The 17,378-nt window shown below is 58.1% G+C and carries 15 protein-coding genes and 2 tRNA genes; 7 read left to right on the forward strand and 10 right to left on the reverse strand.

The annotated features are described in order from the left end of the window. Window positions 1-42: 42 nt before the first annotated feature. Window positions 43-3,483 carry a pyruvate carboxylase gene (locus SIB92_RS10505; RefSeq protein WP_412555729.1) on the reverse strand — a complete coding sequence of 1,147 codons (3,441 nt, stop codon included), beginning with the start codon at window positions 3,481-3,483 and terminating at the stop codon, window positions 43-45. Window positions 3,484-3,709: 226 nt separating this feature from the next. On the opposite strand from SIB92_RS10505, the gene SIB92_RS10510 reads away from it, so the two are divergent. Further along, window positions 3,710-4,171, forward strand: a complete 462-nt coding sequence (locus SIB92_RS10510) for a rhodanese-like domain-containing protein (protein ID WP_412555730.1) — start codon at window positions 3,710-3,712, stop codon at window positions 4,169-4,171. A 4-nt stretch (window positions 4,172-4,175) separates the two neighbouring features. Here the strand turns inward: SIB92_RS10510 and SIB92_RS10515 are convergent, their stop codons facing one another. After that, window positions 4,176-5,312 (reverse strand): alpha-hydroxy acid oxidase, encoded by a 1,137-nt coding sequence (locus tag SIB92_RS10515; RefSeq protein ID WP_412555731.1) that lies wholly within the window; start codon window positions 5,310-5,312, stop codon window positions 4,176-4,178. Between the two features lie 125 nt (window positions 5,313-5,437). Here SIB92_RS10515 and SIB92_RS10520 point away from each other — a divergent pair, with 125 nt between their 5' ends. Both SIB92_RS10520 and SIB92_RS10525 read left to right on the forward strand, forming a co-directional pair. Then, window positions 5,438-7,879, forward strand: a complete 2,442-nt coding sequence (locus tag SIB92_RS10520) for an ATP-dependent helicase (protein ID WP_412555732.1) — start codon at window positions 5,438-5,440, stop codon at window positions 7,877-7,879. Between the two features lie 78 nt (window positions 7,880-7,957). Then, window positions 7,958-8,587, forward strand: a complete 630-nt coding sequence (locus SIB92_RS10525; protein ID WP_412555733.1) for a glutathione S-transferase family protein — start codon at window positions 7,958-7,960, stop codon at window positions 8,585-8,587. 481 nt (window positions 8,588-9,068) lie between these two features. Here SIB92_RS10525 and SIB92_RS10530 read toward each other — a convergent pair whose 3' ends face one another. Beyond that, the gene (locus SIB92_RS10530) at window positions 9,069-9,284 is read right to left on the reverse strand and encodes a DUF1127 domain-containing protein (RefSeq protein ID WP_299426905.1); all 216 of its coding nucleotides are present in this window, start codon (window positions 9,282-9,284) and stop codon (window positions 9,069-9,071) included. Window positions 9,285-9,530: 246 nt separating this feature from the next. Between SIB92_RS10530 and SIB92_RS10535 the strand changes: the two genes are divergently transcribed. Next, window positions 9,531-10,607 carry a P-loop NTPase gene (locus SIB92_RS10535; protein WP_412555734.1) on the forward strand — a complete coding sequence of 359 codons (1,077 nt, stop codon included), beginning with the start codon at window positions 9,531-9,533 and terminating at the stop codon, window positions 10,605-10,607. 17 nt (window positions 10,608-10,624) lie between these two features. Here SIB92_RS10535 and SIB92_RS10540 read toward each other — a convergent pair whose 3' ends face one another. The 4 genes from SIB92_RS10540 to ctaD all read right to left on the reverse strand — a co-directional run bounded on the left by SIB92_RS10540 (window position 10,625) and on the right by ctaD (window position 14,384). Further along, window positions 10,625-10,933, reverse strand: a complete 309-nt coding sequence (locus SIB92_RS10540; protein ID WP_412555735.1) for an EthD family reductase — start codon at window positions 10,931-10,933, stop codon at window positions 10,625-10,627. Window positions 10,934-11,166: 233 nt separating this feature from the next. Continuing rightward, a complete protein-coding gene (locus tag SIB92_RS10545; RefSeq protein ID WP_412555736.1) occupies window positions 11,167-11,667 on the reverse strand; it encodes a DUF2244 domain-containing protein in 501 nt (166 codons plus the stop codon). Between the two features lie 102 nt (window positions 11,668-11,769). Next, complete coding sequence (locus tag SIB92_RS10550) at window positions 11,770-12,624, reverse strand: class I SAM-dependent methyltransferase (RefSeq protein ID WP_412555737.1); 855 nt, start codon at window positions 12,622-12,624, stop codon at window positions 11,770-11,772. 86 nt (window positions 12,625-12,710) lie between these two features. Further along, a complete protein-coding gene (ctaD, locus tag SIB92_RS10555; RefSeq protein WP_412555738.1) occupies window positions 12,711-14,384 on the reverse strand; it encodes a cytochrome c oxidase subunit I in 1,674 nt (557 codons plus the stop codon). 222 nt (window positions 14,385-14,606) lie between these two features. On the opposite strand from ctaD, the gene SIB92_RS10560 reads away from it, so the two are divergent. Continuing rightward, window positions 14,607-15,443, forward strand: a complete 837-nt coding sequence (locus SIB92_RS10560; RefSeq protein ID WP_412555739.1) for an isocitrate lyase/PEP mutase family protein — start codon at window positions 14,607-14,609, stop codon at window positions 15,441-15,443. Window positions 15,444-15,550: 107 nt separating this feature from the next. On the opposite strand, the gene SIB92_RS10565 is transcribed toward SIB92_RS10560, so the two are convergent. From SIB92_RS10565 to SIB92_RS10575, 3 genes are read right to left on the reverse strand one after another with little or no spacing between them, the layout of a single operon-like run. Further along, window positions 15,551-16,111 carry a YHYH protein gene (locus SIB92_RS10565; RefSeq protein ID WP_412555740.1) on the reverse strand — a complete coding sequence of 187 codons (561 nt, stop codon included), beginning with the start codon at window positions 16,109-16,111 and terminating at the stop codon, window positions 15,551-15,553. Between the two features lie 44 nt (window positions 16,112-16,155). Beyond that, window positions 16,156-16,449: a hypothetical protein gene (locus tag SIB92_RS10570; RefSeq protein WP_412555741.1), complete on the reverse strand. Its 294-nt coding sequence runs from the start codon at window positions 16,447-16,449 to the stop codon at window positions 16,156-16,158. Window positions 16,450-16,470: 21 nt separating this feature from the next. After that, on the reverse strand, window positions 16,471-16,845 hold the full coding sequence (locus SIB92_RS10575; RefSeq protein WP_412555742.1) for a hypothetical protein: 375 nt from the start codon (window positions 16,843-16,845) through the stop codon (window positions 16,471-16,473). A 129-nt stretch (window positions 16,846-16,974) separates the two neighbouring features. Between SIB92_RS10575 and SIB92_RS10580 the strand changes: the two genes are divergently transcribed. Together SIB92_RS10580 and SIB92_RS10585 are read left to right on the forward strand one after the other, a co-directional pair. Next, window positions 16,975-17,049 (forward strand) — tRNA-Gly (locus SIB92_RS10580). A gap of 170 nt (window positions 17,050-17,219) precedes the next feature. Continuing rightward, window positions 17,220-17,294 (forward strand) — tRNA-Gly (locus SIB92_RS10585). The last annotated feature ends 84 nt before the right edge of the window (window positions 17,295-17,378 follow it).

Raw genomic sequence — 17,378 nt, forward strand, 5'->3', positions numbered from 1 at the left:
TTCTTTTGGGGAGAGGCGCGCCCTAGGCAGGGCGCGACAGCGTTATTCCAGCTCGATCAACAAATCCTTGGCGTCGATCTGTCCACCCGGCGTTGTGTGCACAGCCTTCACAACCGCATCACGCTCGGCATGGATGCCTGTTTCCATTTTCATGGCTTCGATGGTCAGCAGCAGATCGCCTTCTTTGACCTCGGCACCTGCGGCAACGGCCACAGAGGCCACCACGCCCGGCATTGGCGCACCAATGTGGTTAGGGTTGCCAACCTCGGCTTTTGGACGGGCTGCTGTTGCGGATTTTACCAGGCGGTTGGGTACACGGATCACACGCGGTTGACCGTTGAGTTCGAAGAAGACTTTGACTTCGCCGTTCTCGTCGGTTTCACCAATCGCTTGCAGGCGAATTTCCAGAGTTTTGCCCGGATCGATCTCTGCGGTGATTTCTTCGCCCGGCTCCATACCATAGAAGAACGTCTTGGTCGGCAGAGCACGCACCGGACCGTATTGGCGGTGACGCCCCATGTAATCGAGGAAGACTTTGGGATACATCAGGTAGCCGTTCAGATCCTCATCATCGACCTCAAATCCTTCGAGCTGTGCAGAGACTTCGGCGCGGGTTTCTTCCAGATCGATGGGCTTGAGGTGTTTGCCCGGACGTTCCAGATTAGGCTTTTCGCCTTTGAGCACCTTGTCGATGATCGCGGACGGGAAGCCACCATGTGGCTGCCCCAGATTGCCGCGCATCATGTCCACTACAGAGTCCGGGAAAGCCAGATCAGTCTTTGGATCCTCAACCTCTTCGCGGCTCAGCCCTTGAGACACCATCATCAGTGCCATGTCGCCCACAACTTTCGACGACGGCGTCACTTTCACGATATCCCCAAACATCTGGTTCACGTCCGCGTAGGTCTGGGCGACCTCATGCCAGCGCTCTTCCAGACCAAGGCTGCGTGCCTGTGCCTTGAGGTTGGTGAACTGACCACCGGGCATCTCATGCAGATAAACCTCGGATGCAGGAGCCGCGAGACCGCTTTCAAAGGCGGTGTATTGCGCCCGCACACCTTCCCAGTAATCACTCACTTCGCGTACAGACTTGATGTCCAAGCCGGTGTCACGATCAGTGTTGCGTGTGGCCTCAACAATGGAGCCAAGGCATGGCTGCGAAGTCCCACCGGAGAAGGCGTCCATGGCTGCGTCGACGGCATCCACGCCAGCGTCCGCGGCTGCCAGAATGGTCGCCCCGGCAATGCCGGAGGTGTCATGTGTGTGGAAATGGATTGGCAGACCAACCTCTTCTTTCAGCGCCTTGACCAAGACACGTGCAGACGCTGGCTTCAGCAGACCCGCCATATCCTTCAGGCCCAGCACATGCGCACCGGCGGCCTCAAGTTCCTTGGCCATGGAGACATAGTAGTTCACGTCGTACTTGGCGCGGTTCGGATCAAGAATGTCACCAGTATAGCAGATGGTGCCTTCACAGACCTTGCCACTCTCGACAACCGCATCCATCGCAACGCGCATGTTCTCAACCCAGTTCAGGCTGTCAAACACGCGGAACACATCCACACCGGTTTCAGCGGCTTGTTTCACAAAAGCCTGCACCACGTTGTCCGGATAGTTGGTGTAGCCCACACCGTTTGAGGCGCGCAGCAGCATCTGCGTCATGACATTTGGCATCGCGGCACGCAGATCGCGCAAACGCTGCCATGGGCATTCCTGCAGGAAGCGATAAGCCACATCAAAGGTCGCGCCGCCCCAGCATTCCACAGAGAACAGATCAGACAGATTGGCCGCATACGACGGCGCCACTTTGATCATGTCAATGGACCGCATGCGGGTCGCCAGTAGGGACTGGTGACCGTCGCGCATGGTGGTGTCGGTCAGAAGCAACTTCTTCTGAGCCTTCATCCAGTCAGCTACGGCCTCTGCGCCCTGCTCTTCCAACAGGTTCCGGGTTCCTGGCTTGATTTCGCCATGCTTGGCAGGGGGCACCGGAGCTTTCAGATCGGCGGCAGGCGCCGGACGATCCGTCGTTTCCGGATGACCGTTCACCGAGATGTCCGCGATATAGGTCAACACCTTGGTGCCCCGATCGCGACGCTTCTCGAAGTTAAACAGCTCCTCGGTCTCATCAATAAACTTGGTGGTGTATTGATTGTTGAGGAACGTCGGGTGCTTCAGCAGGTTTTCCACAAACGCAATGTTGGTGGATACACCGCGGACGCGGAACTCACGCAAAGCGCGGTCCATGCGGGCAATCGCCTTTTCCGGGGTTGGCGCCCATGCCGTCACTTTGGTCAGCAGCGAGTCATAGTAGCGCGTGATCACACCACCAGCGTAAGCCGTGCCGCCATCAAGACGGATCCCCATTCCAGTCGCGGAGCGGTACGCGGTAATGCGGCCATAGTCCGGGATGAAGTTGTTTTGTGGATCTTCCGTGGTCACACGAGTTTGCAGCGCGTGGCCATTCAGGCGAATATCATACTGGCTGGATTTGCCAGTTGCCTCCGCCAGAGATTTGCCTTCGGCAATCAGGATTTGCGCCTGAACAATATCGATACCCGTGACCTCTTCAGTCACGGTGTGCTCCACCTGAACGCGCGGGTTCACTTCGATGAAGTAGAACTTGCCGCTTTCCATATCCATCAGGAACTCAACGGTGCCGGCACACTCGTAGTTCACATGGGCACAGATTTTGCGGCCCAGTTCACAGATTTCTTCACGCTGCGCTTCAGACAGATAGGGCGCAGGTGCACGCTCCACGACTTTCTGGTTGCGGCGCTGAACCGAGCAATCCCGCTCATACAGGTGATAGATGTTGCCCTTGGTGTCCCCAAGAATTTGCACTTCCACGTGGCGCGCGCGGATGATCATCTTCTCGAGATAACCTTCGCCGTTACCAAAAGCGGCCTCGGCTTCGCGACGGCCTTCGAGCACCTTCTCTTCGAGCTCATCCTCGCCAAAAATTGGCCGCATGCCACGTCCGCCGCCGCCCCAGGAGGCTTTCAGCATCAGCGGGTAGCCAATTTCCGCAGCTTCTTTCTTAATGGCGTCCATATCGTCGCCAAGCACTTCGGTTGCGGGAATGACCGGCACACCAGCTTCGATTGCCACCTTGCGGGCAGACGCTTTGTCGCCCAGCGCGCGCATGGTTGCCGCTTTTGGCCCAATAAAGGTGATGCCGTTTGCCGCGCAGGCGTCGACAAAATCCGGATTCTCAGACAGCAGCCCGTAGCCCGGGTGGATCGCGTCAGCACCGCACTCTTTGGCCACGCGAATGATTTCATCAATGCTCAGATAGGCAGCAACCGGGCCCATTCCTTCACCGATGCGGTAAGCTTCATCCGCTTTGAAGCGATGAAGACCAAGTTTGTCTTCCTCCGCAAAGACCGCCACGGTCTTCTTACCCATCTCGTTTGCGGCCCGCATCACGCGGATCGCAATCTCGCCACGGTTGGCTACTAGGATTTTGGAAAATTCAGGCATCGGCAGGCGTCCCCTCTTTGGCACTGTCGGTGTTTGGACGAATTGCTACAAGCATGCCGCATCGCAGCGCAATACCCACAGACCCTGATTCTGAAATATTTCCGTTACATTTTGTACTCGAGTTGTTTCCGAACGGAATAAAACTACCGTGAACGGCGATTTTGCGCAGTTGCATTGCGCAAAGTCTCTCTCCATGTGCGTAACAATCAAAACATGGAAAGTAAAAATGCTGACCCGTCGTCGCTTCTCTTTTGCCCTTTGTGCACTCTCTTTGATCCCAGTTGGCGCGCTCGCGAACTCCACTACGCTCACAGCGCAAGAGGCGTACTCCCAAATGCAATCTGGCGAGCTCATCCTGATTGACGTGCGCACGCCTCAAGAGTGGCAAGAGAGCGGTGTGGCTGAAGGAGCTTGGCTTCTGGACATGCGCGAGCCCGACTTTGGCCGTTGGATCATGGCGGTTCTGGAGCGTAATCCCAACCACCAGGTCGCCGTGATTTGTCGAAGCGGCAACCGCAGCGGCCGATTGATGGGCCTTTTTGCGCAAAACGGCATTGATGGGACGTTGGACGTGACCGAAGGCATGCTGGGAGGCCCGCGCGGCAAAGGATGGATCCCATCCGGCCTCCCAACAGTCAGTGCTCAAACGGCGTTTGAAGCCATGCCCAAAGACCTGACCACAAAATAGACGATCAGTAAGGACGCAGCTTGTTTGGCACCTCTTTCAGGTTTTCCAAGCCAAGCTGCCCCATGTTGGCTTTCAGGTCCTGTTTGAGAATGTCCACAAGATGCACGGGGCCTTCGGAGCCCAAAGCGGCAAGCGCATAGTGAAACGGACGCCCCATCATCACAAAATTCGCCCCCAAGGCTAGCGCGCGCAGGATATCAAGACCGGTTTCAAAACCGCTATCGACGATCAAGGGCAGCGCAGTGGCCCCGCGGATTTTGGGCAGCACTTCAATGGGAGCCGGCGCCGCATCAAATTGACGGCCTGCGTGATTGGACAACCACAGCGCATCGACGCGCATGGCCTCAAGCTTTGCACAGTCTTCTCTGCGTAGCACGCCTTTAACAACCAAGGCGCCCTGCCAATTGTCACGTAGCCATTGCACGTAGTCCCAATCCGGGGAGGTGCGCAGCAAGTAGCCTGCGTGGGCGGTGGAACTTAAACCAGACACCTGCCCCGCATAATCGTCGATCAACTTCATGCGCGGCATACCCGCCCGCGCCGTCGCCAAGGCCCAAGCTGGCCGCATGGCCACCTGCGCCAACAAACGCGGCGTGAGTTTCGGCGGGGTTGTCAGACCGGACCGCACTTGCCGCTCTCGGCGACTGGCTGTGGGCACATCAACCGTTAGCACCAAGGTGGTGAACCCAGCCGTTTTCACGCGTTTTATAAGGTCCTTTCGGATCTCCTCATCGCGTGGCGGATAAAGCTGAAACCACCCGTTTTGTCCAATATGCGGTGCAAGGTCTTCCGGTGTTTGCGTCGCAACCGTGCTGAGCGAGTAAGGTATATTGGCGGACACCGCCGCCTGCGCCAACGTCCGCTCCGCCCCGGGCCAGATCAGCCCAGACATGCCCACCGGCGCAATTCCGACTGGAATGTCATAGGCTTGCCCTAAGAAAGATGTCGTGACATCCGGCGACAGTTCACCATGTAAAATGGACGGTTCAAACAGAATCTCATCCAGTTTCTGCCGGTTGCGCGCCTTGGTCCTCTCCTGGCCTGTAGCACTGTCCAAATACTCCCAAACAAACTTGGGAATGCGCTTTTGCGCGCGGGTGCGCAGGTCACTTAAGGCGGGGTATCGGGCGTGCAAATCCATGTGCCGACCGTCATATGCCGCACAAAAAATGTCCAGCGCGACTTGCTTTTTGGACGCTCAACCATCAATGGAACATAAGAAGAACAGGCTTTTGCCTGTCCAAGGTTTGCGATAGGGTGACGTCCATGAGCAGTTTTGACGAATTTGACGCCTTCGAAGGGGCTTCCCTGTCGGCACGCGCCATGGCGCCGCGCCCGATGCCGTATCTTGACGAACTCAACCCCGCACAGCGCGAGGCAGTGGAAACACTCGACGGCCCTGTGTTGATGCTGGCAGGCGCGGGCACCGGCAAAACCAAAGCTTTGACGGCGCGGATTGTGCATCTGCTCAACACGACGCGCGCGCGCCCTAACGAGATTCTGGCGGTGACCTTCACCAATAAGGCCGCCAAAGAAATGAAAAACCGCGTCGGCAATATGTTGGGGCATCAGATTGAGGGCATGCCCTGGCTGGGCACCTTCCACGCGATCTGTGTGAAACTGCTGCGCCGCCATGCGGAGCTGGTTGGGCTCAAATCCAACTTCACGATTCTCGACACCGACGATCAACTGCGGCTGCTCAAGCAGTTGGTCGCGGCCGCCAATATCGACGACAAACGCTGGCCTGCGCGTCAACTCGCGTCTTTGATCGACGGCTGGAAAAACCGCGCACTGACACCGGAAAAACTGCCTGCTGCTGACGCTGGTGCCTATAACCACATGGGTGGTCAGCTCTATGCACAGTATCAAACCCGACTAAAAGAACTGAATGCCGTAGATTTTGGTGATCTGCTTCTGCACATGGTCACGATTTTCCAGGACCACCCGGATGTGCTGTCCAACTATCAGCGTTGGTTCCGCTACATCCTTGTGGACGAGTATCAGGATACCAACGTGGCGCAGTATTTGTGGCTGCGGCTTTTGGCGTCTTCGCACAAGAACATTTGCTGCGTAGGTGACGACGATCAGTCGATCTACGGCTGGCGCGGCGCGGAAGTGGGCAACATCCTGCGGTTTGAAAAGGATTTTCCCGGCGCGCATGTGGTACGGCTGGAGCAGAATTATCGGTCTACCGGCAATATTCTGGCCGCTGCCTCGAATGTCATTCGTGGCAACGAAAACCGGCTTGGCAAAGAGCTGTGGACCGAGGCCGACATGGGCGAGAAGGTGCGCCTGATTGGGCACTGGGACGGAGACGAGGAAGCCCGCTGGGTGGGCGAAGAAGTGGAAGCAATGCAGCGCGGCACGCGTGGTAGTGATCCCAAGTCGCTGGAAGATATGGCGATTTTGGTGCGTGCCTCTCATCAGATGCGCGCCTTTGAAGATCGCTTCCTGACCATCGGCCTGCCCTATCGCGTGATTGGCGGGCCACGCTTCTATGAGCGTTTGGAAATCCGCGACGCCATGGCCTACTTCCGCTTGGTTGTCAGCACCGATGACGATCTGGCGTTTGAGCGCATTGTGAATACCCCCAAACGTGGACTGGGCAATGTGGCGCAGCAGAAAATCCAGACCTGCGCACGGGCCAATGGTGTGAGCCTTGTCGAGGGCGCGCGGATTCTGCTGGAAGAAAAAGGCATTGGGGGCAAAGGCGCGAAAGAGCTTGGCATTCTTCTGGAGGGCTTGGACCGTTGGCGCAAGCAAGGCACCGCGCCGGTCGTTGAGGTGCCGCTGGATGATGATGACGTCATTGATGACGGCACAACGCAAACGGCCATGCGGCTTCAGGAAGGTCATGCCGAACTGAACCATGTGGAATTGGCGCAGGTGATTCTGGACGAGGCTGGTTACACGGCCATGTGGCAGAACGACAAAACCCCCGAGGCGCCAGGACGGTTGGAAAACCTGAAGGAACTGGTCAAAGCATTGGAAGGGTTCGATAATCTGCAAGGCTTCCTTGAGCACGTCAGCCTGATCATGGACAACGAAAGCGAGGATGCGGAGCAGAAGATTTCGATCATGACGCTGCACGCCGCCAAGGGCTTGGAGTTCCCAGCGGTCTTTCTACCGGGCTGGGAAGACGGGCTGTTCCCATCACAGCGCAGCATGGACGAGACCGGCCTCAAAGGGCTCGAGGAAGAGCGGCGGCTGGCTTACGTGGGAATCACGCGCGCAGAAGAAATCTGTACCATTTCCTTTGCAGGCAACCGGCGTGTGTTTGGCCAGTGGCAAAGCCAGATGCCGAGTCGCTTCATTGACGAACTTTCCGAGGAAAACGTCGAGGTGTTGACCCCGCCCGGTCTCTATGGACACAGCGGCGGATCACGCGACGCCGGCACCAGTTTTGGCCAATCCGGATTAGAGAAATCTGCGATGAAGGCAGACGGTTACAACTCTCCAGGCTGGAAGCGTTTGCAGTCCCGTGCGGGGCAATATGGCACCAGCCAGCCCAAGGAAAGCAAAGCGGCGGCGATTGATCTCACGGCGGTGAGCAGCTTCATGGTGGGCGACCGAGTGTTCCATCAGAAGTTTGGCTATGGCGCGGTGACGGACATCGAGGGCGACAAGCTAACTGTGGATTTTGAGAAAGCCGGGGAAAAGAAAGTGGTCGCCCGCTTTGTGAGCGCGCCGGACGACATTCCGTTTTGACCCCACGTTTGTGATCCGCCGCGCGGTTGACAGCCAACACCACCCTGCGTTGAGGTGAGGTCCAGACAGGAGGACCTCATGATTTTCTACGATTGCGCAACAGCGCCCAGCCCGCGACGGGCCCGGATGTTTATTGCCGAAAAAGGGTTGGAGATTGAAACGCGGCAGGTGGACCTGCGCAATGACGGCCACCGGGCATCGGAGTTTCTGGCGCTGAATCAACACGGTACGGTGCCTGTTCTAACGACGGACGAGGGGCTGAACCTGACCGAGAACATCGCGATTGCAGGCTACCTAGAGGCGATGCACCCCAAACCGCCATTGATGGGCACAACGCCGGATGAAAAAGGCGCGGTGCTGATGTGGAATGCGATCTGCGAATTTCATGGCGGCATGTCGATTGCCGAAGCGCTGCGCAATGCCTCCCCCGCCCTAAAAGGCCGCGCGCTGCCTGGGGCCGTCAACTATGAGCAAATTCCAGAGCTGGCTGAGCGGGGCGCCAAACGCCTGCAATTGTTCTATGCCACGTTGGAAAACCGCCTACAGGACAGCCCTTGGCTGGCTGGGGACAGTTTCACCATGGCGGACATCACCGGCTACGTGTTCTGCGACTTTGCACGGATTGTGAAGATGACACCGCCGGAGGACAACACCGCGACGCAGGCGTGGCTTGCCAAAATTGCGGCCCGCCCCAGCGCACAGGCGTAAGGCAAAACAAACGTGAGAAAAGGCGCTCTTCGGAGCGTCTTTTTTGTTGCGCATCAGGGATTTGAAGAGAGAAGGCAGCGGCGACATCAGGGAGGAGGAGAGATGTCGCCGCGCTTCACACAAAACGCTCAGGGAGGAGGAGAGAGCGTCTTGATATCGGTGACCCCGCGACGGGATCGAATTTCGAGTGCGACGGTGCCAGGGAGGAGGAGAGGCACCGTCGCTCTAGTTACAAGCGCCCTCAGGGAGGAGGAGAGAGGGCTCTTGATACCGTTGGGCCTTTGGGCCCGAATTTGGTGCGACGACACCAGGGAGGAGGAGAGGTGCCGTCGCTATGTTCAAGCGCTCCAGGGAGGAGGAGAGGAGCAGCTTGAGCTCGTTGGACCGTTCTGGTCCTGTGTTCGCTACGACGACACCAGGGAGGAGGAGAGGTATCGTCGCAGTAGTGGAAGGCCTGAGGGAGGAGCGGCCTTCCGAATTCTTATGCCTCGCGGCTTGCTTCGATCGCCAAGCGACGGATCATAGAGCGGCTCAGACCCAGGTCGGCCAGTTCGCGGTCAGAAAGCTGGTTCAGCTCATTGTACGTCGCGCGATATACGCGGTACTGACGGAAGCGTTCTGCTGCGTTTGCGAAGAGGACCGAAAGGCCAGAGGCTTTAGGTGCGGTCACAGAAGATGTGCTTGCTACATATGCCATTGTCATTTCTCTCAGTCTGCTAGAGTGTCTGTTCGCTGTTGTGATGGTGATATAGGCGGATGCTGCATCTGCACAATAGCTGCCTTGGCAAAGCAGCCATGCGCTCAGCGAATAGCAGACGTTACGTCAAGGTAAACTGCAGAAAAATTAACCAAGGTGCGGAATTGGTTGAAGAAATGTAAACCCATTCCTAAATCCACATTCTAAAAGTGCCTTTATTGTGCACGTGCAGCATAGGAGTCGCGCATGTCCGTCAGCAAAGAAGCAGTGCAAGCGGTTTTGCAAAAAATTTCCCTCCCGGACGGAGGCGATTTGATCTCCCGCGATTTTGTACGCGCTTTGAGCATTCGCGACAAAAATGTGCAGTTTGTGATCGAAGCGCCCAATCCAGATATAGCACGACTCATGGAGCCGTTGCGTAAAATGGCGGAAGCGCGCGTTGCGCAGATGGATGGGGTCGATTCCGTACAGGTCGCATTGACCGCACATGACAGCGCCCCTGCCCCCAAATCCGCGCCGCCCAGCTTGAAAATTGGCGGACACCCCAAACCCCAGGCGGGCCCCATGAAAGTGGCGGGTGTGGACCGTATTCTTGCGGTGGGCTCCGGCAAAGGGGGGGTCGGCAAGTCGACCGTGTCCTCCAACCTGGCCGTGGCGCTGGCCAAGCAGGGCCGCAAAGTGGGTTTGCTGGATGCCGACATCTACGGCCCAAGCCAGCCGCGCATGATGGGGGTCAACAAACGCCCGGCAAGTCCTGACGGTAAAACCATTATTCCGCTTGAGGCCCATGGTGTGACCATCATGTCGCTCGGCTTCATGCTCGAGGAAGACAAGCCGGTTGTTTGGCGCGGGCCGATGTTGATGGGCGCGTTACAGCAGATGCTGACGCAGGTGCAATGGGGCGAGCTGGATGTGCTGATCGTCGACCTGCCGCCCGGCACTGGGGACGTGCAGCTGACGCTGTGTCAGAAAACAGAGCTAACCGGTGCGATTGTAGTGAGCACGCCGCAAGATGTGGCCTTGCTGGACGCGCGTAAAGCCCTCGGCATGTTTGATCAGCTGAAGACGCCGGTACTGGGACTCATTGAAAACATGAGCCTTTTCCACTGTCCGAAGTGTGGACATGAGGCCCATATCTTTGGGCATGGCGGCGTGGCGGCGGAGGCCGAGAAGCTAGGCGTGCCGCTGCTTGGGGCTCTGCCGATTGATCTGGACACGCGGCTTGCAGGCGATAGTGGCACGCCGATTGCCGCCGGTGACAGCGACATGGCGCAGGCCTATGCACAGATTGCCAATGGGTTGGTGCGGGGCGGGATGGCGTAAGCCCCCTCCCCTTTTCCTCAGCCGTAGATCTCGCCAATCAGGATCTGCGGCTGTACGTTGGTGAAGTTGGGAATATCCGCCATGACCGGCCCTGCGGCTTTCATGGCGGCGCCCATAGCCTTTTGATCTGCAAAGGTAATTGTCGCAATCGCATGGAACGGCGCCGGGGTGTCCGGACCGCCTGCCAGCCCTTTGGAGGCCTGTGCACTGGTGATATGTGCGCCCATGTGTTCGCCCACCAATCCCATGTGGGTGCTGGCGTAATAGGCGTGATCAAAGGTGGTGCCGTCGCCCACCGGGTACAACACTTGTAAGGTTACAGCCATGATGTCCTCCCCAACTCTGGCGGTGTGAAAAAAGCTTAGCAGACAAAAAACCGAGCGCAAAATCGAGCTGTTAACCTGCTGCACCGCAGCGGGGCGGGCCCAAAAATCACGTCGGTATTGCGTCGGTATCCTGACTGTTTCCCACCGGTGCGTATTTTGACGTTCACGTCACCCGACGATTCGCCCGGAAAATGAAGGCAGCGCCCGCGCAACGGCGCGTCCTCGCAACAGGCTTAGTTTTGCGGCGTGGTGTTTGCCCTCAGAAAGTCGTCCAGTTCGACGTAGAGCTGTTTGCGCTCATCCTCGCTCAGAAAACTTCCGATCTCCACGGTGCGACCATTTCCGGCGAGGGTGACGTAGTTCGAGACAGGGCCGCCATGCGCATGCAGCTCGGCGCGGGTCCAGTAGATGTTGCAGTCCCACTCCTGCACAGCACCGCGCGCGGGAGTGTGGCGCAGATGCAGGATGTCGTCGGCCAAAGTGAGCTCTTCGAGAATCTCACCGTCTTTGTAGGAGCGCTCGAGGCCCCACCAGAGACCGCCGACCATCACCAGAATGAACGGCAGGATGCCCCAGAGCGCTACCGAGCCCAAGAGGCCATAGAGCGGGATGGTGCCCATGGTGAAGGCAAAGAGAATCATCGCGGCAAAGCCCCAGCGAGGCAGGGAACGGTGCGGCCAGAGCGTCAGGACGGGCTGATCCGGTGCGGGTTGGGGCGTCCAGCGGTGAGGCATCAGGTCAACCTTCCGCCAGCCAGGGGCCAGCCCCTCTTGCGCGCGGGCGCGCAATTCACCCCGGGATATTTGGGGAAGGAGAAGACGTGTATGCGCGCGGCCCTAGTCAAATTGCTCATCCAACTGTTCTACGTAGTCCGCTGGTAGCAGATCTTCGGCATAGCCTGCACACTCCACAAGTCGGGAGTAGTAGACAAAAGCCAAACGGTGATAGTCTTCCAAAGTTCGGCCTTCTTTATGAAGCTCAACGCGCAGGTCGTGTAAAGCGAGGTAGATTTGCCCCAGTTTTTCTTGGTCGGAAAGCTTTTCTGACGGTGCACGCCACCTGGCAGGATAACCCTTGCGCATCCCGGCAAAGAGCACCCAACGTCCTAGACCGTTTTTCTCATAGGGCCTCATGGACTGCTCTGAAAATCCAACACGAGACAGAATTTCGAGGTATTCGTCACTCGACAGGCTGCCATGGTAAACTGGCTCCCCGGCCACAGTTCCGGTCACCTCCCCTTCGCCCCACCCCACAGTCAGCAACAGGTTGCCGCCGGGGCGGAGCAAGCGCGCGATTTTGGGCAGGGCTTCCCGCTGTTCACCGGGGCTGAGATGGAAGAAGGCATCCCAGCTGAGAATAGCGTCAAAGGAATGATCAAGCTCCAGGTCACGCATGTCCATTATTTGAAAACTTGCATTTGGTACGTTTTGGCGTGCGCGCTTAATCATCGTCGGACTGGCATCAACGCCGATGACGTCATGTCCAAGACCTGCAAGGAAGGCCGCTAAAGGGCGGCCTGCGCCGCAACCTAGATCGAGAATTTTGGCGCGTCTTGGCAGACCAGTCAAAAGACGGGTAAGACACTCCATCTCATAGAGCGACGTGTCGCGACCCTCGTCCCAGGCAGCGGCGTTGCGCTCGTAGACGCCCGCCATACCAGCCTTGATCGTTTCAAAATCAGTCTCTGACATCCGGAAGTACCTTTGGCTCATAACAAAAGGCCCCGGAGCATCGCTGCGCCGGGGCCTCTTTGATCTTCTAACTGAGAGGCCTCACCTTAGTGAGAGTGGCCTTTGTCCCAGTCTTCCTGCTTTGGCAGGATTTCGAAGGTGTGCTCTGGGGGTGGGCTTGGCAGGGTCCATTCCAGAGTGTCTGCGTATTCGTTCCAGTAGTTGTTCTCGGTCACTTTCGCGCCGCGGAACAGCGAGTAGAACACCACACCGAAGAAGAACAGGAAGGATGCGAAGGAAATGAACGCGCCGTAGGAGCTGATCTTGTTCCAATATGCAAAGGCTTCCGGATAGTCGATGTAGCGACGTGGCATGCCCTGACGACCCAAGAAGTGCTGTGGGAAGAAGGTCAGGTTGGCGCCGATGAAGAACAGCCAGAAGTGCAGCTTGCCTGCCCACTCAGGGTAGTGACGACCGGTCATCTTGCCGAAGTAGAAGTAAATACCGGCGAAGATGGCAAATACCGCACCCAGAGACATCACGTAGTGGAAGTGCGCAACCACGTAGTAGGTGTCGTGGTAGTAGCGGTCCACAGAGGCTTGCGACAGAACGATGCCGGTCACGCCGCCCATGGTGAAGAGGAAGAGGAAGCCAAAGGCCCAGAGCATCGGGGTTTTGAACTCGATGGAGCCGCCCCACATGGTGGCGATCCAGCTAAAGATTTTAACCCCGGTTGGCACCGCGATGACCATGGTGGCCAGCATGAAGTAGGACTGCTGTGTAAGCGACATGCCCACGGTGTACATGTGGTGCGCCCACACAACGAAGCCCAGAGCACCAATCGCGATGATCGCCCAGACCATTGGCAGGTAGCCGAAGACCGGTTTGCGCGCGAAGGTGGCAATCACGTGAGAGATAATGCCGAAGCCTGGCAGGATCACAATGTACACTTCCGGGTGGCCGAAGAACCACAGGATGTGCTGATACAGGATCGGGTCGCCGCCGCCAGCTGGATCAAAGAAGGTGGTGCCGAAGTTACGGTCGGTCAGCAGCATGGTGATGGCGCCGGCCAGAACTGGCAGAGCCAGAAGGATCAGCCATGCGGTCACAAAGATGGACCATGCAAACAGAGGCACTTTGAACAGGGTCATGCCAGGGGCACGCATGTTCAGGAAGGTGGTGATGATGTTGATCGCACCCAGGATCGAGGAGGCACCGGAGACGTGCACCGCAAAGATCGCGAGGTCCATCGACATGCCGCCTTCACCGGTGGAGAGCGGTGGATACAGAACCCAGCCCACACCAGAGCCAAGCTGGTCGTTGCCGCCTGGCGACAGCATGGAAGCGACACCCAGCAGGGTACCGGCCACGTAGAGCCAGAAGGACAGGTTATTCATGCGTGGGAACGCCATATCCGGCGCACCGATCTGCAGCGGCATGAAGTAGTTGCCGAAGCCGCCGAAGAGCGCAGGAATCACCACGAAGAACATCATCAGGACGCCGTGGTAGGTGATCAGAACGTTCCACAGGTGGCCGTTTGGCGTACAGGGGCCGTCACCGCCGCCGAAAAAGCGTGCGCCTTCCAGACACATGTATTGCACACCCGGATCCATCAGCTCCATGCGCATCAGCACGGTGAAGAATACGGAGATCAGACCGGCGAGTGCCGATACGATCAGATAAAGGATGCCAATATCCTTGTGGTTGGTCGACATGAACCAGCGGGTGAAAAAGCCGCGCTCGTCATGATGGTCGTGGCCTTGAATGGCTGCGTCTGCCATGCGTTGCCTCCTGTTGATTTGTATCTGGGCGCGCGGATTCCCGCTTACGCCTGGTTCCCGGTCGTTTTAGGGTGCCGCGCGCGCGGTCGCAATCTCCGTAATTGACCTAGATCAAAAAAAATTGTCGCAGGCAGCGGGGGAAAATGTGCCCGGCGCGGCATTTTGTTCCAACTTTGTTCTGATTTCACGCTACGGTGGTGAGAACCACTTGGGAATCAGCACATGCGTAGAGATCAGAAATACACCGCTTTTTTGGGCCTGCATCAGGGAGACAAGGCGTTTGTGATGCCCAATCCCTGGGATGCGGGCAGCGCGCGGGTGTTGGCGGCGGAGGGATTCGCGGCATTGGCGACCACCAGCGCAGGCGCTGCGGTGACGCAAGGCCTGCGGGATGGGGCGGCAAGCATGACACGTGCGGCGATTCTCTCAAATGCAGCGGAGATTGTGGCGGCCACGGAGCTGCCGGTGTCCGCCGATCTGGAAGACGGCTTTGGCCTGGCACCGGAAACCTGCGCGAAGACCATTGTCATGGCGGCGGAGGTTGGTCTGGTCGGTGGCTCGATTGAAGATGCCACGGGCGGTGAAGACGCGGGCGTGATGGATATGGGACTGGCAGTGGAGCGCATAGCGGCCGCGGCGGAGGCGGCAAAGGCCCATCAGTTTGTGCTGACCGCGCGGGCGGAGAACTATTTACACGGACGGCCAGACCTGAAGGACACGATTGCGCGGTTGCAGGCGTTTGAAGCGGCTGGGGCAGATGTGCTTTATGCCCCGGGCCTGCCGGATCTGGACGCCATCCGGGCTGTGTGCTCTGAGGTGAGCAAGCCGGTGAATGTCGTGATGGGGCTGCGGCCACCGTTTTATATGGTGCAGGAGCTGTCCGATGCTGGGGTTGCGCGGATCAGCGTGGGCGGCTCGCTGGCACGGTTGGCCTATGGCGCGGTGCAGCAAGCCATGCGCGCGGTTTTGCAGGACGGGGCCTTTGCCTATGCCAATGAGGCGATGCCAGGGGCGGAACTGATGGGGCTCATGCGGGCGCAGCCAACGCCGCGCGTATAAAAGAAACGCCCGCATTGGGGGGGGGCGGGCGTTTCAGGGGCTTCCCAAAGGTGCGGTGTAGGAACACACACCGGGTTGTCACCTTTCGGAAATCAAGGACAGATGACCTACCTTGGGCGACGTTTTTGGAAATTGGGGTCCGGCGTGCCTTTGTGGCAGCGCGGGATCACCGGGAAACTGTCGGTGAGGAAATAGGCGTAGGTGCCTTGCGGGTGGTCCGCGGTTTTCACAAATGCCCCGTTGCACTCATCCAACGTTCCTGCCCCGGCGACATATCTATAGTCCTGCACAAAGGTGCCATCGTGGCGGCCAGTCGGGCCGTTGCCGGTGCGGTTGCCTAATTTGAGCCGGTAAGAGCTGGTCATTTGTGTGACGCGACCATTCACAGTGGCGGTGATAGCGTAGATCGGAAAGCCGTCCGCCGCATAGCCGATCAGCGGCGATTCCGCCTGGCGCGACCAACCGAGTCGCTGCATCAGCCCAACCGGCAGACCGTGATAGTGATAAGCGCCGGTGGGCTGTACATGGGCGTAGTTGGCATCCAAGCCGAGCGGCACAGCGCCACCAAGTGCCTCATACTGCCAGCCGGAGCGCGGGTTGCCGCGCCAGAACTCTGCCGCGCCGGGATCAAACGGCACGCCGTTGACGCCTACACCAAAGATACTCATGCGGCTTTGCGTGCTGCGCGTCGTCTTTTGCGGGGTGAGCGGCATCATAAAGGTATAGGACTGTGCCTTGATGCGGTTGGGATTGCCGCTGTTGGGAACCGGCCAACTTTATGGGCGGGGATGCCATTGGCGGTGATCACCCGCTTGGTGCCCTTCTTGGAGAGGCTCACCTTGTTGCGACCCGCGGTCTTGGTGGCCTTTATCAGACGTAACGGCTCTGATTCTGTGGCAGTGTGTTGCCGCATTGGGGGGCGGTCTTGGGCATCGCTGCTTGCGGCGGCGCCCACAACAATGGTCACGGCCAAAACGCCGAGCTTCACGTTTTCCAACAAAGTCATGTGGTTCCCTCCAGAAAACCCCTACGGCATGACGGTCACAGGACCATGCCCGTCCGCGCCAAAATCCAACAGCATGGTGAAAATGCCGGGCACCGCGTCGTCAAACCGCAGGGTCAGCTTTTGCTCCTCAAGCCCACCTGCGGGCACGGTGAAGGGCAGCTTTTGTCCTGAGAGTTTGGCGACGTCGACCGAGATGCCTTCCAGCTTCATGGGCTCCGTGCCGGCGTTGTAGAATGTCAGCACCAGATCCAGACGACGCTTGCGGCGGCGGGTGACGGTGGATGTGACCGTCAGGTGGCTCATGCCATGTCCGGCGTGTGCCAAAGCCCCGGCCGGGGCCAACAAAAGCGTGGCCAGAAAGCTGCGGCGGCTATGTGTCTGTGTGGTGTCTGTCATGGAAGCTACTACGTGCCTTATTGAGGGTTCCGTCGGTGAAAAATCAAAAAACACATTTTTTTCGGCAAGGCGACATTTTCCACTTGCAGCCCGCCGAGACTCTTTATATTTCACGCCTCACCCAAGGAAGCGGGCGTAGCTCAGGGGTAGAGCATAACCTTGCCAAGGTTAGGGTCGGGCGTTCGAATCGCCTCGCCCGCTCCAATATCTCCCTCGCGGAGAGAGTGATGAAGGCGCGGATTTATCCGCGCCTTTTCGCGTTTCCGGGCCTCTTTTCAGTGACTTAAAAACTTTCTGCGGATTGTGTGAATTTCTTTCGAATTGGGGGTTGCGGTCCCCCGTGGGGAGCGCTAAATCACGGCCATCCAAACGGTGCGGGCGTAGCTCAGGGGTAGAGCATAACCTTGCCAAGGTTAGGGTCGGGCGTTCGAATCGCCTCGCCCGCTCCATTTGGATAAAACGCAAAAAGGCGCCAGGGTTTCCCGGCGCCTTTTGTTTTTCCCGCATGTTTTGAACGGCTTGAGATGACGGGC

Origin of the sequence: Shimia sp. MIT1388, from assembly GCF_047124445.1 — a bacterium.
In the GTDB taxonomy this organism is placed as follows: domain Bacteria; phylum Pseudomonadota; class Alphaproteobacteria; order Rhodobacterales; family Rhodobacteraceae; genus Shimia.

Bases quoted from the DNA above. Each gene is read 5' to 3' on its own strand.
- SIB92_RS10565 (WP_412555740.1), bottom strand. From the start codon at position 16,111: ATGAGTATCTTTGGTGTAGGCGTCAACGGCGTGCCGTTTGATCCCGGC.
- SIB92_RS10515 (WP_412555731.1), bottom strand. From the start codon at position 5,312: ATGGATTTGCACGCCCGATACCCCGCCTTAAGTGACCTGCGCACCCGC.
- SIB92_RS10545 (WP_412555736.1), bottom strand. From the start codon at position 11,667: ATGCCTCACCGCTGGACGCCCCAACCCGCACCGGATCAGCCCGTCCTG.
- SIB92_RS10505 (WP_412555729.1), bottom strand. From the start codon at position 3,483: ATGCCTGAATTTTCCAAAATCCTAGTAGCCAACCGTGGCGAGATTGCG.
- SIB92_RS10510 (WP_412555730.1), top strand. From the start codon at position 3,710: ATGCTGACCCGTCGTCGCTTCTCTTTTGCCCTTTGTGCACTCTCTTTG.
- SIB92_RS10535 (WP_412555734.1), top strand. From the start codon at position 9,531: ATGTCCGTCAGCAAAGAAGCAGTGCAAGCGGTTTTGCAAAAAATTTCC.
- SIB92_RS10550 (WP_412555737.1), bottom strand. From the start codon at position 12,624: ATGTCAGAGACTGATTTTGAAACGATCAAGGCTGGTATGGCGGGCGTC.
- ctaD (WP_412555738.1), bottom strand. From the start codon at position 14,384: ATGGCAGACGCAGCCATTCAAGGCCACGACCATCATGACGAGCGCGGC.
- SIB92_RS10520 (WP_412555732.1), top strand. From the start codon at position 5,438: ATGAGCAGTTTTGACGAATTTGACGCCTTCGAAGGGGCTTCCCTGTCG.
- SIB92_RS10525 (WP_412555733.1), top strand. From the start codon at position 7,958: ATGATTTTCTACGATTGCGCAACAGCGCCCAGCCCGCGACGGGCCCGG.
- SIB92_RS10560 (WP_412555739.1), top strand. From the start codon at position 14,607: ATGCGTAGAGATCAGAAATACACCGCTTTTTTGGGCCTGCATCAGGGA.
- SIB92_RS10570 (WP_412555741.1), bottom strand. From the start codon at position 16,449: ATGACTTTGTTGGAAAACGTGAAGCTCGGCGTTTTGGCCGTGACCATT.
- SIB92_RS10575 (WP_412555742.1), bottom strand. From the start codon at position 16,845: ATGACAGACACCACACAGACACATAGCCGCCGCAGCTTTCTGGCCACG.
- SIB92_RS10530 (WP_299426905.1), bottom strand. From the start codon at position 9,284: ATGGCATATGTAGCAAGCACATCTTCTGTGACCGCACCTAAAGCCTCT.
- SIB92_RS10540 (WP_412555735.1), bottom strand. From the start codon at position 10,933: ATGGCTGTAACCTTACAAGTGTTGTACCCGGTGGGCGACGGCACCACC.